Source organism: Luteitalea pratensis, from assembly GCF_001618865.1.
GTDB classification, from domain to species: domain Bacteria; phylum Acidobacteriota; class Vicinamibacteria; order Vicinamibacterales; family Vicinamibacteraceae; genus Luteitalea; species Luteitalea pratensis.
Map to the genome: position 1 here is coordinate 253,317 of NZ_CP015136.1, position 15,981 is coordinate 269,297.

Annotated in this window: 13 protein-coding genes; 8 read left to right on the forward strand and 5 right to left on the reverse strand. The window is 67.8% G+C overall.

The features are described from left to right. Window positions 1-89 precede the first annotated feature (89 nt). From LuPra_RS32760 to LuPra_RS01105, 3 genes are all read left to right on the forward strand, one after another. Entirely contained in the window at window positions 90-551 is a 462-nt protein-coding gene (locus LuPra_RS32760; protein ID WP_201792171.1) for a cupin domain-containing protein, read from the forward strand. Beyond that, on the forward strand, window positions 548-2,149 hold the full coding sequence (locus LuPra_RS01100) for a TolB family protein (RefSeq protein WP_234800666.1): 1,602 nt from the start codon (window positions 548-550) through the stop codon (window positions 2,147-2,149). Before LuPra_RS32760 ends, LuPra_RS01100 begins: the two co-directional genes overlap by 4 nt. Window positions 2,150-2,286: 137 nt before the next feature. Then, window positions 2,287-3,096 (forward strand): class I SAM-dependent methyltransferase, encoded by an 810-nt coding sequence (locus LuPra_RS01105; protein ID WP_110169055.1) that lies wholly within the window; start codon window positions 2,287-2,289, stop codon window positions 3,094-3,096. A gap of 22 nt (window positions 3,097-3,118) precedes the next feature. Here LuPra_RS01105 and LuPra_RS33600 read toward each other — a convergent pair whose 3' ends face one another. Both LuPra_RS33600 and LuPra_RS01115 read right to left on the reverse strand, forming a co-directional pair. Beyond that, complete coding sequence (locus LuPra_RS33600; RefSeq protein ID WP_110169056.1) at window positions 3,119-5,572, reverse strand: serine/threonine-protein kinase; 2,454 nt, start codon at window positions 5,570-5,572, stop codon at window positions 3,119-3,121. Then, window positions 5,553-6,146: an ECF-type sigma factor gene (locus tag LuPra_RS01115; protein ID WP_110169057.1), complete on the reverse strand. Its 594-nt coding sequence runs from the start codon at window positions 6,144-6,146 to the stop codon at window positions 5,553-5,555. Before LuPra_RS01115 ends, LuPra_RS33600 begins: the two co-directional genes overlap by 20 nt. 237 nt (window positions 6,147-6,383) lie before the next feature. Here LuPra_RS01115 and LuPra_RS01120 point away from each other — a divergent pair, with 237 nt between their 5' ends. Then, window positions 6,384-7,685 (forward strand): vanadium-dependent haloperoxidase, encoded by a 1,302-nt coding sequence (locus tag LuPra_RS01120; RefSeq protein WP_110169058.1) that lies wholly within the window; start codon window positions 6,384-6,386, stop codon window positions 7,683-7,685. A gap of 163 nt (window positions 7,686-7,848) precedes the next feature. Here the strand turns inward: LuPra_RS01120 and LuPra_RS01125 are convergent, their stop codons facing one another. Next, window positions 7,849-8,796, reverse strand: coding sequence for an MBL fold metallo-hydrolase (locus LuPra_RS01125; RefSeq protein ID WP_110169059.1), 948 nt, complete (start codon window positions 8,794-8,796; stop codon window positions 7,849-7,851). 152 nt (window positions 8,797-8,948) lie between these two features. Here LuPra_RS01125 and LuPra_RS01130 point away from each other — a divergent pair, with 152 nt between their 5' ends. The 3 genes from LuPra_RS01130 to LuPra_RS01140 all read left to right on the forward strand — a co-directional run bounded on the left by LuPra_RS01130 (window position 8,949) and on the right by LuPra_RS01140 (window position 12,653). After that, window positions 8,949-9,947, forward strand: a complete 999-nt coding sequence (locus LuPra_RS01130) for a single stranded DNA-binding domain-containing protein (protein WP_157898600.1) — start codon at window positions 8,949-8,951, stop codon at window positions 9,945-9,947. Window positions 9,948-10,059: 112 nt separating this feature from the next. Next, on the forward strand, window positions 10,060-11,481 hold the full coding sequence (gene gndA / locus LuPra_RS01135; protein ID WP_110169061.1) for an NADP-dependent phosphogluconate dehydrogenase: 1,422 nt from the start codon (window positions 10,060-10,062) through the stop codon (window positions 11,479-11,481). A 92-nt stretch (window positions 11,482-11,573) separates the two neighbouring features. After that, complete coding sequence (locus LuPra_RS01140; protein WP_201792172.1) at window positions 11,574-12,653, forward strand: sugar kinase; 1,080 nt, start codon at window positions 11,574-11,576, stop codon at window positions 12,651-12,653. Between the two features lie 79 nt (window positions 12,654-12,732). On the opposite strand, the gene LuPra_RS01145 is transcribed toward LuPra_RS01140, so the two are convergent. Together LuPra_RS01145 and LuPra_RS01150 are read right to left on the reverse strand one after the other, a co-directional pair. Next, window positions 12,733-14,157, reverse strand: a complete 1,425-nt coding sequence (locus tag LuPra_RS01145) for a hypothetical protein (RefSeq protein WP_157898601.1) — start codon at window positions 14,155-14,157, stop codon at window positions 12,733-12,735. A gap of 93 nt (window positions 14,158-14,250) precedes the next feature. Next, a complete protein-coding gene (locus tag LuPra_RS01150) occupies window positions 14,251-14,826 on the reverse strand; it encodes a hypothetical protein (protein ID WP_110169063.1) in 576 nt (191 codons plus the stop codon). Between the two features lie 350 nt (window positions 14,827-15,176). Between LuPra_RS01150 and mddA the strand changes: the two genes are divergently transcribed. After that, window positions 15,177-15,959 (forward strand): methanethiol S-methyltransferase, encoded by a 783-nt coding sequence (gene mddA / locus LuPra_RS01155; RefSeq protein WP_110169064.1) that lies wholly within the window; start codon window positions 15,177-15,179, stop codon window positions 15,957-15,959. Window positions 15,960-15,981: the final 22 nt, after the last annotated feature.

The following is a 15,981-nucleotide window of genomic DNA, read 5'->3' on the forward strand; positions in this document are numbered from 1 at the left end:
TCAATGGCTGGGCGTCCGCTCGCGGCCCGGCCGCCACCGTGAATCCGCCTGGACCTGCTACAGTGCGCGGCACACGCAGGGAGCGATCCATGACCACCCGTACCTTCTCGCTGGCTCTGGCACTTGCAGCCGCCACCGGCGCCGCGGCCGCGGTGCAACGACCCGCAAGCGATGGCCTGCTGATGAAGTCGGCCCTGTTCACCTGGGAGTCGGTGCCCGAACGTCCGACCGAGCAGGGCGCACGCCGGACCGTGTTCGCCGCACCGACCGCCACGCTCGACGAACTCGAATACCACACGACGACGCTGAAGCCGGGTGCGTCGCCGCACGCGCCGCACACGCACAAGAACGAGGAACTGCTGATCATCAAGGCCGGCGAGGTCGAGGCGTACGTGAATGGCGAGTGGAAGCTGGCACCGACCGGCTCTCTGGTGTTCTTCGCCTCGATGGTGCCGCACACGGTCCGCAATCGCGGTACGGTGCCGGCCACCTATCACGTGGTGAACTGGGCCGCGCCTGGCACGAAGGCGGTGTCAGCGGAGGCGAAGTGACACGCCCGCCGTCGCCGCTGACGTGTGGCACTGCGCTGCTGTTGGTCCTCCTCGCGTTGCCGGTCACCGCCGCGCAGCAAGCGCCCGGCGCCGCACCAGTCGCACCCGTCGCACCCGTCAACAACGCCGCGCCGACGGTCAGGGCCGCGGGCGTCGGCCACTTCGAGGCGAGTGCCGACATCGGCGCGCCCGCCATCAGTGGCTCCACGACGTACGACGTCGCCACGCAGACATACACGCTCTCCGCTGGTGGAGCCAACATGTGGGCCGCGCGTGATGAGTTCCAGTTCGCGTGGCGACGGATGTCGGGCGACTTCGTCATGCGCGCACACGTACGGTTCCTCGGCGAGGGCACCGATCCGCACCGCAAGATCGGCATCATCGTCCGCAAGGGACTCGAAGCGGATTCTCCATACGTCGATGCCGTGCGTCACGGTGACGGCCTGACGTCCCTGCAGCGCCGCGACGAGCCCGGCGGCGTGACCACGCAGGCCATCGCGTCGATTACCCACGCAGAGGTCCTCGAACTGAAGCGGGAGGGAAAACGGTACGTGATGGGCGTGGCGAAGTTCGGCGAGCCGATGGTCCATACCGAGGTGTTCGGGCCCGAATTGGGCGAGCAGGTGTACGTGGGGTTGTTCGCGTGTGCGCACAACGCGACTGTCAAGGAGACGGCCGTCTTCAGCAACGTCAGGATCGTCGTGCCGCCGAAGGCCGGATGGGTGCCGTATCGCGACTACATCGGCAGCAATCTCGAAGTGATGGATATCAGGACCGGCGCACGCACCGTGGTGCACACGTCGCCGATCTCGATCCAGGCGCCGAACTGGACGCCGGACGGCAAGACGCTCATCTTCAACGGCAGCGGCAAGCTGTGGACGTTCGATCTCGCCACGCGGGCCGTTGCCGAGTTGCCGACCGGGCGTGCCACCCGCAACAACAACGATCACGTCCTCTCGACCGACGGCACGATGCTCGGGATCAGCAGCCAACACAGCCAGGAACCTGGAGACAACGGCCGCTCGGTCATCTACGTGGTGCCGACCACCGGCGGCGAGCCGACTCGCGTGACGCCCAATTCGCCGTCCTACCTGCACAGCTGGTCACTCGACAAGCAGTGGCTCTTCTATACCGGTCAACGCAACAACGAGCTCGACATCTACAAGATTGCAGTGAGCGGGGGCGAGGAAGTCCGCCTCACCACCACGGAAGGCGTCGACGACGGATCGGAGCTGACCCCGGACGGGCAGTGGCTGTACTTCAACTCGAACCGATCCGGCCACATGCAGATCTGGCGCATGAAGCCGGACGGGTCGAATCAGCAGCAGATCACGTTCGACCGCTTCAACAACTGGTTCCCGCACATCTCGCCCGATGGCAAGTCGATGGTGATCATCTCCTACGGCGAGGACATCGCGTCGGGCGACCACCCGTTCTACAAACACGTCTACCTCAGGCACATGGCCCTCGACGGCTCGAACGCGAAGGTGATTGCCTACGTGTACGGCGGCCAGGGGACGATCAACGTGCCGTCGTGGTCGCCCGACGGCACCCGGATCGCGTTTGTCAGCAACTCGGCACTGCCGGCGCCGCACTGAACCCGACGCCGGTGACCCGGGTGCCGGAGCTCGACCTTGCCCCTTCGCGCGCCGGGGCCGTGTCGCCTTTCGGCCGCCGATCTCGATGACTCCGGTACGGGCCCCCTTTTCCGGGCCCCATCTTTCAGGGAGTCATCATGAGCTCGACCATTCAGCCGCACAACCTTCGCGCCGCCGCCGTCTGGAGCCGGGGCGGCAAGGCCTACGACGAAATCAGCAGGGGCATCGCCGATGCAATCGAGCACTGCGTGCTTCGGCTCGATCCCCAGCCCATCGAGCGCGTGCTCGACCTCTCGACCGGCACCGGCTGGACGTCCCGGCTCGTCGCGCGGCGCGGCGCGACCGTCGTCGGCGCCGACATCGCGGAAGACCTCCTCGAGGCAGCTCGCGCGCGGGCGATAGCCGACGGCCTGGACATCGAGTACCGGCTCGCCGACGCGGAGCGCATGCCATTCGGGGATGGGACATTCGACGCCGTCGTCTCGACATTCGGCGTCATGTTCGCCGCCAACCCCGAGGCGGCGGCGTCCGAACTCGCGCGCGTCGTCCGCCCTGGCGGCCGCATGGCGCTGTCCACATGGGCGCCTGACGGCACGGTGTTCGGCATGTTCCGGGTGATGCGGGCGTACATGCCGGAGCCGCCCTCTCCCGCACCGCCCTCGCCGTTTGCCTGGGGTCGTCCGGAGCGCGTCCGCGAGTTGCTGGGCGAGGCATTCGACCTGCGTTTCGAGAGCGGGACGTCGTTCTACCGGGAGCCGAGCCCGCAAGCGGCGTGGCACACGTTCTCGACCGGCTACGGACCGACGCGCACGTTGTACGAGAACCTCGACGACGAGCGCCGCGAGGGGCTGCGCAACGATTTCATCGCGTTCCATGCCGGCTTCGCGAACGACCTAGGGATCTGCGTCCCTCGCGAGTACTGCATCACGATCGGCACGCGACGCTAGATCGCGCGCAACCAGGGCGCGACTATCGCGCCGAGACCGACAACGACGCCGACGCGAGCGCGCGTCGCGCGGCGTCGAGCGACCAGTCGTCCTGGGGCATGGTGCGCCGGCGGCTCGGGACGACATCGGGAGCCAGCTCGCGCAACCGTAGCCCTTCGCGAAGCAATGACTCCGCTTCCGTTGGTTCGCCGAGCGCGAGGCACACGGCCCCGGCGTTCAGCGTGAAGATCGCCACGAGTTGGTGTGTCTCGCCCAGCGACGCGCGCGCCACGCCGATCGCGGTGCGCAGCGTGGCCAGCGCCTCGCGATGCCGCCCCCGGGCCGCCTGTACACGCGCGAGCGAGTTCAGCGTCAGGGCGACGGTCGGATGATCCGGACCGACCGACTCACGCTGCAGTTCCAGCGACGTACGCAGTTGGGCATCGGCGCCCGCGAGGTCGCCGCGTGCGTACGCGATCAGCGCCAGGTCGTGTCGCGTCGTCGCCGCGTTCGGATGCCGTGGACCATGCGTCTCGATGCTCACGCCGAGCGCGTGTCGGAGCAACGCCTCTGCGGCGTCGAGGTCGCCCCGGAGGCGTAGCACCGATGCCAGGTTGTTCTCGCTGACGGCTGTCTCGCTATGCCGATCGCCGAGCAGCCGTCGCCGCACCGCAAGACCTTCGCGATGCGCCGCTTCGGCGCGGTCATCCAGGCGCAGGTCCTGATACAGGCGCCCGAGTTCGGCCAGCACAACGCCCGTTTCGGCACTTCCCTCGGGCTGCAACCGCTGACGCATCGCCAGGGCATCCTCGAGGCTGCGGCGCGCATCCGGATAGCGTCCACGCTCGCTGAGCACGACGCCCAGATCCTGGAGCGCCTGCGCGACGCGCAGGTGCTCGGGTCCGAATGCGACTCGCGCTCCAGCGAGTGCCTGCTCGAGCAGTGCCTCCGCCCTGGCATACGACCCGAGGCGGCGATAGGTCCGGCCCATCATCGTCAGCAGCTCGGCCTGCAGTCCGGGTTCGCCGGCGAGTTCGCGCTGAACCTGATCGGCGCCGGTATCGAGCAACTGCCGCGCGTTCGGTTGGTTGCCGGCAGAGGAGTTCAGGTAAGGATCGGCGCTCGAGAGCGCACCCATCAGCATCCCGCTCACCTTTACGGCCTTGGCCGATTCACGTTGTGCACGGTCCCTCGCCATGGCGAGGCGATGCGTGTACATCGCCGTCATCGTGCCCACGAGCAGCAGCGTGCCGAGCGCCAGCGCGACGCCGACGATGTGGCGGCGCAGGAAGCGGGCCGTCCGGTAACTCACCGTATCCGGCCGCGCGCCGATCGGTTCGCGCCGCAGGTAGCGGCGTACGTCGTCGGCCAGCGCGGTGATCGAGGCGTAACGTTCGGTCACGTCCTTCTTGAGTGCCTTGGCGACGATCGTGTCGAGGTCGCCGCGCAGTTGACGACGCAGCCGAGATGGGCTCGTGCCGCAACGCGCCGCATGTGTATCGGCCAACTCCTCGTCACCTGCGGCGTCCGCGATCGCCTCCGAGACGCGTGGAGGCTCCTCGTCGACGATCGCGCGGATCAGCGTATTGGGCGAGCGCAACGCGCGTCCGGCGGGATGGCGACCCGAGAGCAGGACGTACAGGAGCACGCCGAGCGCGTAGATGTCGGTGGCAGTGGTCACCGGTGCGCCCACCAGTTGCTCGGGGGCGGCATACTCCGGCGTCAGCGCCCGGCTCAGCTCGCGCGTGAGGGCGGTTGCCTCCGGGCTGCGCGCGGCATCGACGTCAGCATCGGTGTCAATCAGCTTCGCGATGCCGAAGTCGAGGAGCTTGACGCTCCCGTCCACGCTCACCAGGACGTTGGCCGGCTTGATGTCGCGGTGCACGATCAGGTTGGCATGCGCGTGGGTCACACCGTCGAGCACATCGAGGAACAGGCGCAGCCGCGACTCGACATCGAGACCTCGCGCATCGGCGTACTGGTCGATGGGCCGGCCATCCACGTACTCGAGCACGAGGTAGGGCTGGCCGCTGGGCGAGATGCCCGCGTCGACGAGATGGGCGATGCGCGGATGCTGGAGGCGGGCGAGGATGGTGCCTTCGCGCCGGAATCGCTCCTGGCCGGAACGGCCGACGAGCGCCAGGTTCAGCAGTTTGACGGCGGCGCGGCCTTCGAAGCGACCGTCGCAGCGTTCGGCGAGCCACACACTGCCCGAACCGCCTTCACCGAGCGGTTTCAGCAGGCGATAGGCGCCCATGACCTGACCGGCCAGCGACGGCGGCGTGGCGAGGCGGGCATCGACCGCAACGCCATCGAGAAACGGCTCGTCGCGGATCTGGTCGTGTTCGGCCAGCCAGGCTGCCATGTCGGCTGCGAGGGCGGCGTCGCGGGCGCCGAGCGCACTGAGCCAGGCGGCGCGGTCGTCAGGCGCGAGATCGAGCGCTTCGTCGAGGCACGCGCTCAGGGCACGCCAGCGGTCAGCGTCGAGCGAGCGCATCGGTGTCGCCCGTCGCGCCGGCGTCCGCAACCACGGCGTGATGCAGATAGAGACGGCCCTTCTCCCAGCCGCGCTGGATGGTCCGTTCCGAAACCCCGCGCATCGCGGCAATCTCCACGAACGAGAAGCCGCAGAAGAACTTCAGTTCGATGATTTCGGCCACGCCCGGATCGATCTCGGCGAGCGTATCGAGCGCGTCACTGATGCCGATGAGCTCATCGGGACCCGCAAGGCGGCCCATGTGATCGGTGTCCAGCGCCGTGATGTGGAACTGCCCGCCGCGCTTTTCCGATCGCTTGCGACGCACGTCGTCGATGATCAGGCCCCGCATCACCCGCGCCGCGTAGCCCATGAACCGCGCGTGGTCGACGAAGGACGCGCCGTCCTTGCCGGCGATCGACAGGTATGCCTCGTGGAGCAGCGTGGTCACCCCGAGGCCCGACAGTGAGCCGCGACGGTTGAGCTCACGCCGTGCCAGCCGATGCAATTCCGCGTACAGCGTCACGAACAGGGCGTCGGTCGCACCTTGGGGGGGCACGTCGAGGTCGGGCGAGGCAGTGATTACGTATGACATGGGTCCCTTCCTGGCGCCGCGGACCTCACCCGATGGCCCGTGACCTAGGAATCAACGTCCCCGCGTACCTCGAGCGAACGCGTCGGGTTCCCGTCGGCGATTTCGATTTGCTGTGACGAGCCGCTGATTGCGTGGGCGCCACGAGGTGTCCGGTCGCGGGCTCAGCCATATATCCGCGGATCGCGCCACCTCATCCTGCTCGACCGGCGCGTTCACGCTCGTGACGAAGGAGCCATCATGAACGCCCGTCTATTCCTCGTGGGATTCGTCCTGCTCATGTTGCCGGTGCGGGCCATCGCGGCCGTGACGCCCAATGCCGTGACCGACTGGGCCGCCATCGTCCAGCAGGCCATCCACAATCCGCCTGCCGCGCCCCGGTCGGCCGGCACGTCGGAGATCCTGCATGCGATGGTGATGCTGGCGGTGTACGACGCCGCCGTCGCCGTCGAGGGCGGCTTCCAGCCCTACGTGGCGGAGATCCGTCGATTGCCGTACGCCGACGTGCGTGCGGCAGTCGCCACCGCGGCATATCGCACCGCCCGGGCCCGGGTCGCGTCCTCGCAGGTCGCCTACCTGGACCAGCAATACGCCACGTACCTTGCGGGCATCGGCGAGAGCCTCGGCAAGGCCGAGGGCATCCGCGTCGGCGAAGCAGCCGCGCAGGCCGTCCTCACCTTACGGGCGAATGATGGCTTCGATGCGGTCTTGCCCTACGAGTGCAGCGGTCCGCAGGTCGCGCCGGGGGAGTTCGAGCCAGACGCCGGTTGCCCGGCCGGTCCGACCTCGCCGCAGCCGGTCGACGTCAAGGTCGGCCGGATCCGCCCGTTCGCCATCGACAGCACCGCGCGCTATCGCCCCGACGGACCGGATCCCCTGAGCTCGAGTGCGTTTGCGGAGGACTTCCAGGAGACGCGTGACTACGGCCGTGTGGACAGCGTGTTCCGCTCGCCGGCGCAGACCGACCTGGCGTACTTCTGGTCCGAGAATCCTTACGTGTTCTGGAACCGCAACCTGATCGCCCTGGCGAACAGCCAGGGGCTGCGCCTGCTCGAGACGGCGCGGCTCTTCGCGATGGCGCATACGGCCGCCGCCGACGCGGTCATCGTCGGCTTCGACGCCAAGTACGCCTACGCCGCCTGGCGGCCGCGAACGGCCATCCCGCGGGCCGACACCGATGGCAATCCCGACACCGAGGCGGACCCGACGTGGCGACCCCTCCTGATGGTAAACCATCCCGAGTACCCGTCCGGTCACGGCTTCTGGTCCACGGCGCTGACCGATAGCGTGGCCGCGTACTTCGGGACGAACAAGGTCACGTGGACGCTGTCGGTCCCGAAGACCGCCGTGCCGGCCCTGAACCAGACCGAATACACCTACGACCAGCTCAATGCCCTGATGCGCGACGTGGATGACGCGCGAGTGTTTGGCGGCCTGCACTGGCGTCATTCCATGCGGCACGGCGCGCAGGTCGGACGCCGGGTCTCCGCGTACGTGACACGGAACTACTTTGCCCCGACTGACGACGATCGGGGCCGCTGAAAAAAGCGAAGAGGGAGAAGGGAGAAGGGACAAGGAAATCAAAAGGAGCAAGGCAAAAGGGAGTAGGGAAAACGACGCCCGGGTGCGCCTGTTCCCTTTCCCCTCTGTCTCGCAACTTTGGTATTCCCTTTCCCTTCTCCCTCTTCCGTTTTCCCTTGAGCACCTAGGCCACGACGACGGTCTGGCCGATCTCGCGCCACGCGAGTCGGCCAGACTCCCTGGCCAACATCGCCTCGGCACGTTCAATCGGTTCGCGAACCGGTTCCCGACTGAGCCTGAAGGCCTGGTGATGGATCGGGACGAACAATCGCGCGCCGGCGGCGTCGGCCATATGAATGGCCTGCTCGGGCGTGCAGTGATGACGAATCCATGGGTCGTACGCGCCAATTGGCATCAACGCCGCATCGAATGGACCGAGGCGGCGATGGTCCCGGAACACCGGCGTGTCGGCCGTGTCGCCGCCGATCAGCAGGCGCCGGCCCTCACGTTCGACGACGAAACCCGCGTAACCGCGCCACGTATCGCGCTGCACCCGCGCCCCCCAGTGGCGCACCTCGATGGCGTGGACCTGCACTTCGCCGCGCGGCGTTCGAACGCGGGCCGACTCGTTCCAGCGCAGTTCGTGAATCGCGGCGGTTCGGCGCCGCGGCAGCAGGTCCGACGTGCCCTGGGCCATCACCACCGCTGGAGTGCCCGGCACCGCGGCCAACGACGGCGTGTCCAGGTGATCGAAGTGCGCGTGCGTCACGAGCAGCAGATCGATGTCGGGCACCGCCTCTGGGGTGAGGGCACATCCCACCAGGCGCTGCGGGCCGAGCGTCCCCAGCCCCAGGCTCACGCCGATGCGGGGGAAGAAGGTCGGGTCGGTCAGGATCCGCAGCCCGTAGAAGTTGATCAGGACCGTGGCATGTCCCAGCCAGGCCAGCGTCAGGGCGTTGTCCGCCCAACGCTCCGGTGTCGGCGTGAACGGCGCTGCGGGCATGGGCTTGCCGATCTCTCCGATGCGTTCGCGGATGAACCGCGCCCCCCACGACGATGACAGGCCAGTCCACGTGCCGGCTCCGGCGGTGGCCGCGAGACCGGTGGCAAGGAAGGTACGGCGGCTAGGCATGCTCTAGCAGTGACGCCAGCGAAGGACGCGGTGTTCCCCGGCCGCTGGACTCGCCGGACAACACAAGGTTGCCGCCTGAGGAGTATGCTTCGGGTAGCGCGACTTCGCCATCCGGCCCAGCAATTGATGGCGTGAGCGGGAGCCCTCAGATCATGTCCAGACAAGTGGTCACCGCCGCACTGCTCTCCGCAATCCTCGCGATCGCCTCACCGGTCGCGGCCCAGCGCCAGCGCAATCCCGGCGGTGGCGGCGGCGCCGTCAACCGCGGCAGCCAGGGCCAGGGCGGTCGCCCATCCGGCGCAACTCCGTATCGCGGCGGCGGACGGGCCGTCGCGCAGGACCGTGGCGGCCGGCCACAAGCCAGTGGTCGTTACCAGCAACCGAGGCAATACGCCGCACCGCAGCAGTATGCCGCGCGGCCGCAGTACGCCACGCGGCAGCCGGCAACGCCCGCCGGTTCCATGGGACGCTACGCGGCCCCGCGCAATCCGGGCGCCGCGACGACTGGTAACGGAGGCTACGTCAACCGGGGCTACACCGGCCGAGATGTGGACCCTCGCTATTCACGCCCCGGCTACGCACCGCCCGCATACGCGCGCCCCGGTTACGCGCGTCCCGGTTACGTCGCGCCTCACGGGTATGCCGTCCCACGCGGCTACGTCAAGCCGTATGGGTATGCTGCCCCTCGTGCGTACGCCGGTCATGGCTACTACGGTCCGCCACGGTACATCGCGCCGGGGCACGGGTGGGGCCACGGCTATGTCGTCGTCGCGCCGCGCTACGTGTCGCCGTACGTGATTGGCTACAGCCCGTGGTACCCCTACTACTACCGTCCCAGCATCGGCATCGGGATCTACTACGGCGCGTCCGGTCTCTATCCGTTCGGCGCCGTTGCTCCGACGTACTACGACCCTGCTCCGGGGGCCGTGTATGGCGGATTGCGGATCATCGAGGCTCCGCGTGATGCCCAGGTCTTTGCCGACGGGAACTACGTCGGCATCGTCGACGACTTCGACGGCGCGTCCCAGCACCTGAATCTCGAGCCGGGGCAACACCACATCGAGATCCACGCCCCCGGGCTCACGCCGATCTCCTTCGACGTGGTCATACAGGCCGGCAGCACGATCACGCTGCGCGCCGAGATTTACTGAGCACGGTCGGTCACCTCGCATTCTCGGCGACGTCGGGACACAATACGGCCCTGTCGCGGGCAGGGCTCCGGAAGCGTGCCGCTGGACCGGTGTGTCCCGAACGAGGAATGCGATGACGTGCGATATCGGGGTGGTGGGACTTGGCGTGATGGGCGGCAATCTCGCCCGCAACATCGAGAGCCGCGGATTTACCGTGGCCGGTTACGACCTCAGCGCGGCCAAGACCGAGGCCTTCGCCGCCGGCGAAGGTCGCCGCGTGGTGGGCGCCGTATCCGCCGAGGCGCTGGCCGAGGTGCTCGCGCGTCCCCGCAAGGTCCTGCTGATGGTCCCGGCCGGCAAGCCGGTGGACGACGTCATCGCCCACGTCGCGCCTCACCTCGGTGCGGGCGACATCCTGATCGACGCAGGCAACTCGTACTTCAAGGACACCGATCGCCGCGAAGCCGAGCTGGCCACCCGCGGGCTACAGTACCTGGGCACCGGCGTGTCGGGTGGCGAGGAGGGTGCGCTGCGTGGCCCGGCGATCATGCCTGGCGGCTCACGTGCCGCGTGGGATGCGGTGGCGGCGATCTTCCAGGCCATCTCCGCGAAGGCCGACGATGGCGAGCCGTGCGTCGGGTACGTGGGCGCGCGCGGTGCCGGGCACTACGTGAAGATGGTGCACAACGGCATCGAGTACGGCGACATGCAGCTCATCGCCGAGACGTACGACCTGTTCAGCCGCGGCCTCGGCATGAGTGCGAGCGAGATCTCCGACATCTTCGCCGAGTGGAATCGCGGCGAGTTGAAGTCGTACCTCGTCGAGATCACCGCCGACGTCCTGGCACAAGGCGACCCCGACACTGGTGCACCCCTGGTGGACGTCATCCTCGACGAGGCCCAGCAGAAGGGCACCGGCAAGTGGATGAGCCAGAACGCCTTCGACGTCGGCGCGCCGATCCCGACGGTCAACTCCGCCGTCGAGTCGCGCCTGATCTCGGCCCAGAAGTCCGAGCGCGTCGCCGCCAGTCGCCTGCTGACGGGGCCCTCGTCAACGTTCTCGGGTGGTCGCACCCGCCTGATCGAAGCCGCCAAGCATGCGCTGTACGCAAGCAAGGTGACGTCGTACGCGCAGGGCATGGCGCTGCTGCGGATGGCGTCGGCCGAGTACGGCTACGACATCGATCCCGGCGAGGTGGCCCGGATCTGGCGCGCCGGCTGCATCATCCGCGCGACCCTCCTCAACGACATCCGGGCCGCGTTCGGACGCGATCCGCAACTGGTGAACCTGCTGCTCGATCGCGCGTTCAGCGACGCCGTCGGCGCGCGTCAGCAGGCATGGCGCGAGATGGTGCAGGTGGCGGTAGGCCTTGGCATCCCCGTCCCGGCCACGGCGGCGTCGCTTGCCTACTACGATGCCTACCGCAGCGCCAGGCTCCCAGCCAACCTCACGCAGGGACAGCGCGATTATTTCGGCGCGCACACATACCGACGGACCGACCGTGAGGGAAGTTTCCATACACAGTGGGGCCAGCGCTTAACGCCTAACGCCTGACGCCTGACGCTTGACGCTTGACGCCGAACGCTGACGTCGACTCCCGTTTCCCGTTTCCCGATTCCCGTCTCCCGTCTCCGTTGTACCCGCCCATGACCAACCTGACCATTCCCGCGCAAGGCGAGCTCGATCTCCTGTCCCTCGGTGCCATCATTCATCGCCTGGATCCGGGCCGCCTCCCGTTCCGGAAGGCGCACACCCTGGACATCCATGTCAGCGGCGGCGAGTTCAATGTCGCCGCTAACCTGGCCGACTGTTTCGGGCTGCGCACCGGCATCGCGACCGCGATGGTGAAGTACCCGGTCGGCGATCTCATCGCCGAGCGCGTGCGGGCGATGGGCGTGACGCCCTTCTACAAGTACTTCGAGCACGACGGCGCCCGCGGGCCGAACATGGCGACGGTGTACAGCGACCAGGGCATGGGCATCCGTCCGCCGGTGGTCTTCTACAACCGCGCCAACGAGGCCGCGGCGCTGCTCAAGCCGGGTGACTTCGACTGGAACGCGATCTTCGGCAAGGGCGTGCGCTGGTTCCACAGCGGCGGGTTGTTCGCGTCGCTGTCTGCCACGACTGCCGAAGTCATCATCGAGGCCATGCAGGCGGCCCGGAAGGCCGGAGTCGTCACGTCCTTCGATCTCAACTACCGCGAGAAGCTCTGGAAGGCGCAGGGCGCGCTGGACAAGGCGCAGTCGATCTTCAAGCGGATCGTCGAGAACGTGGACGTGCTGGTCGGCAACGAGGAGGACCTTCAGAAGGCCCTCGGCGTCGCAGGGCCCGAGGCCGGCAAGGGCGCCGCGCTCGACACGGCAGCCTTCTTCGACACGATCGGCCGCGTCGTCGAGCAGTACCCGAACGTCAAGGTCGTCGCGACGACACTCCGCGAGGTGCACTCGACCAACCGCCACACGTGGTCAGCAGTGGCGTGGTTCGAGGGCGAGCAGGTCGTCGCTCCGACGATCCAACTCGACGTGCTCGATCGCGTCGGCGGTGGCGACGGCTTCGCCTCCGGAATGCTCTACGGTCTGCTCACGGGCGCCTCGCCAGAGCAGAGCGTGCGCCTGGGCTGGGCGCACGGGGCGCTGATCACCACGTTCCCCGGCGACACGACGATGGCGACCGTGGACGACGTCAAGGCATTCGCGAAGGGCGGGTCGGCCCGCATCCAGCGCTGATCTGCAGGAGCACAGGAACACAGGAGCACAGGAACACAAGAGCCCAGGCTCGCAGGAGCCCGGGCTCAGGGAGTGGTCGTCACAGTGCGCGCAGGAACGCCAGCAGGTCGGCCTTCTCGCTTGCGGTGAAGCCAATCAAGAAGCGGGTGTCGTAGAACGCGATCACGTCCTCGAGGCTCGATGCCGAGCCATCGTGGAAGTAGGGCGCCCTGGATGCCAGCGCCCGCAGGATCGGGCCCTTGAACTTGCTGATGTCGTCCCAGCGGCCGGTCACCATCGCGCGCCCCGGGTCGGTCGTCTGCACGGTCTCACCCGTCTGCAGGTGTCGCAGTGTGTACAGCGGCACGTCGGGTGCGCGCCTGGACGCGGCCGTGATGCCGATGTCGAGCGGCATGGAGACGGAGTGGTTCCCGGCGTTGGGCGTGTCGTGGCACACGGTGCACGTGCCGGCGGTCAGTGGTGCCTGTAACGGATCGCTCGCCTTGCCGTTCAGTCCGGGCACGTTGGTGATCGCGAACTGACGCGTGTTGAAGATCGCCTCGCCTCGCGCGATCGCCTGCCGTTCGGGTGACGGCGCCTCGCTCCATCCACTGAACAGCGTGAAGACCTTCGGGTCGAATCCCGTCACGACGCCGCAGGCGTCTGGCATCGCCGGCAGCATGCCGAGCGGGTCGTTGATGCCGACGCAGAAGGGCTCATGGCTGAGCGGCCTTGGTCCACCGCGGGCATTCCGCTCGCCAAGTGGTCCGGCCTGTTTGTCGCGCAGTTGCGCGGTGAACAGTCCGAGTTCGAAATCGACGATGGCGCGTACCTGTGAGGGTGACGGGGGCACGCCCTCTGCATGGCGCACCGTCGCTTCGCTCGCCTGCGCGAGCAGACCGTCCCGGATGGCGTGCCCGGCGATGGTGTGGCGCCCGTCCCACATCACCGTGCTGAGGAATCCGAGGTTGGATGTCGGCAGCGGCCGGCGGAACATCGATGCGCCGGTCAGCGGTGCGCCACAGTCGTGCGGATCGTCGACCGACTCGATCAGGAACTCGGCCTGCGCCGGCACGTCGAGATCGATGCGGATCACGCCCTTCTCGAGCAGCTGGCTGTACGCCACGCGACGCTGCTCGATCGTGGAGGTCTCCTCTGCCGCGCAGTTCGATCCATCGACCGTGCGGAAGATCGGATCGAGGCCGCTGGTGGCGTCGAAGCGAGCCTGCACACCGCCCGGCGTGATCGTCCAACCCTCCGCGGACTGGTGACACGTCACGCACCGCCGGCCGTTGGTCCCCAGGTCTTCGAAGAAGGGATTGTCACGGTCGATGGCGCCGGCGGCACTCACGGTGCGATGTGCGCCGTCGCCGTTGTCGAACGTCTGCTCGACGATCGGCGTGCTGTCGGCGAGCGTGTGTGACGTGAGACCGATGGCCGCGGCAAGCCCCGCCGCCGAGGCGAACAGCAGGCGCGTGAGGCCGCGTTGCAAGCCTCCGGCACGAGAAACGTGTGTGGCAGTCATGGCGTGCTCCCTCGTCCTGGATGGTGGCCGGTGGCGACCGTGTGTGGCCCCGAACGGCAGGGGCGACGCCGACCCGCGCACCGGCCCGCAGCGTCATTGCGCCGGTGAATGGCTGTCGCAGGACACGTTGCGGTGCCAGTTGACGTAGGTACCGGCGGGGTTCTCCTTCCACGCCCAGACGTGCAGCGTGTAGAAGGCCGGCAGGCCGAACCGGTTCGGCGACGGGAACAGGTGCATGAGCTGCCCCATGATCTGCGGCGTCTCCGCGTGCTTCGCGTGCCAGTCCTGCGCGAACACCAGGTAGTCGGCGCCGATCAGGCTCACGCGGCCGTTGCCCTTCGGCTCGTAGATGACGATCTCCGGACGGGTCGGATCGAGCTCCCCATCACCGACGAGCCCGAGGTTGACGTAGTGCAGGCCCATTGCGCCGGCTTCGTCGCCAGTCACGCAGCCGAACAGCAGCGAGTAGCCCTCGCTCTCGGCAACCGCGACATCCTTGAACCGCGCCGTGGACTCGCGGACGGTGTCGAGCAGGGCACCGGATACGCGCTGGTCATCACCATGGGCGTGCCCGGTTTGCGCAAGACCGACGCGGGCGGCAGGGCTCGAGCACAGCAGGATCCCGGCCAGCGCCACCTTCAGAGCGATCGATTGATGAGTGAATGACATGACGACTGCCTCCTGTGCCTGAGCGACGCTCCGGCACGGCCTACGGCGGCGTCGCGCTCGAAGATGGGATCGCCGGCGCACGACCGTGGATGATGTAAGCGGCACCGACCACCGGCCCGCACCATGGAGATCGCGAAGGAGATGGAGAAGGCGACAGGGGGAGGAAGAGCCAGACGAACGCCGAACGCCTACTAACGCCGAACGCTTAACGCCTAACGCTGAAGGGGAAAGTCAAAAGGCGAAGGCCGAAGGCCGATGGCCCAGGGCCGAACGCCGGCCCGCCGCCAGGCTCAACGCCCGGGTGTCAGGTTCAGGCCGCGGATCGCGATCTTTCAGACGGGAGGGTCACGATGGTCAAGCGGCTTTCATTCTTCGTCTATGGGCTGGTGTCTTACCTGGTGTTTCTCGGCACGTTTCTCTATGCGATGGCGTTTGTCGGCGGGTTCGTGGTGCCGACGCGGCTCGACGGGCCGGCGACCGGCGCGTTTGCCGTATCGCTCGCGATCGACGTCGCGCTCTTGAGCGTGTTCGCCATCCAGCACAGCGTGATGGCGCGGCGGTGGTTCAAGGCGTGGCTGACGCGGTACCTGCCGGACGTGATCGAGCGCTCCACCTACGTGCTCTGCGCGAGCCTCGCGCTCATCCTGGTCTTCTGGCAATGGCGTCCGCTCGGTGGCGTCGTGTGGTCGATAGAGGATCCGGTGGCTCGGCTCGCCTTGTGGACGGCGTTCGCCTTTGGCTGGGGCCTGGTCCTCGCGGTGACGTGGCTGATCAACCACTTCGATCTGTTCGGCCTGCGCCAGGTGTGGCTGTACCTGCTCGGACGGCCGTACACGAAGGTCACGTTCACGGTGCCCGGCCCGTATCGCGTGATCCGACACCCGCTGTATTTCGGGTTCATCGTCGGCTTCTGGATGACGCCGACGATGACGGCCGCGCACCTGGTGTTTGCCGTGGTGACGACGGGTTACATCGTGGTGGCCATTCAACTGGAGGAGCGGGACCTCGTCGCCGAGCACGCGGCCACGTACGAGCGTTACCGGCGCCGGGTGCCGATGCTCGTCCCTGGCACCACGCCCCGGCGCCGCTCGGAGGCGTCGACCGAACCGGTTCGCGTGGCGGCGCGCGACTGATGATGCAGGCATCGAGCATGGC

Bases quoted from the DNA above. Each gene is read 5' to 3' on its own strand.
- gndA (WP_110169061.1), top strand. From the start codon at position 10,060: ATGACGTGCGATATCGGGGTGGTGGGACTTGGCGTGATGGGCGGCAAT.
- LuPra_RS32760 (WP_201792171.1), top strand. From the start codon at position 90: ATGACCACCCGTACCTTCTCGCTGGCTCTGGCACTTGCAGCCGCCACC.
- LuPra_RS01140 (WP_201792172.1), top strand. From the start codon at position 11,574: ATGACCAACCTGACCATTCCCGCGCAAGGCGAGCTCGATCTCCTGTCC.
- LuPra_RS01150 (WP_110169063.1), bottom strand. From the start codon at position 14,826: ATGTCATTCACTCATCAATCGATCGCTCTGAAGGTGGCGCTGGCCGGG.
- LuPra_RS01105 (WP_110169055.1), top strand. From the start codon at position 2,287: ATGAGCTCGACCATTCAGCCGCACAACCTTCGCGCCGCCGCCGTCTGG.
- LuPra_RS01120 (WP_110169058.1), top strand. From the start codon at position 6,384: ATGAACGCCCGTCTATTCCTCGTGGGATTCGTCCTGCTCATGTTGCCG.
- LuPra_RS01115 (WP_110169057.1), bottom strand. From the start codon at position 6,146: ATGTCATACGTAATCACTGCCTCGCCCGACCTCGACGTGCCCCCCCAA.
- LuPra_RS01130 (WP_157898600.1), top strand. From the start codon at position 8,949: ATGTCCAGACAAGTGGTCACCGCCGCACTGCTCTCCGCAATCCTCGCG.
- LuPra_RS01145 (WP_157898601.1), bottom strand. From the start codon at position 14,157: ATGACTGCCACACACGTTTCTCGTGCCGGAGGCTTGCAACGCGGCCTC.
- mddA (WP_110169064.1), top strand. From the start codon at position 15,177: ATGGTCAAGCGGCTTTCATTCTTCGTCTATGGGCTGGTGTCTTACCTG.
- LuPra_RS33600 (WP_110169056.1), bottom strand. From the start codon at position 5,572: ATGCGCTCGCTCGACGCTGACCGCTGGCGTGCCCTGAGCGCGTGCCTC.
- LuPra_RS01125 (WP_110169059.1), bottom strand. From the start codon at position 8,796: ATGCCTAGCCGCCGTACCTTCCTTGCCACCGGTCTCGCGGCCACCGCC.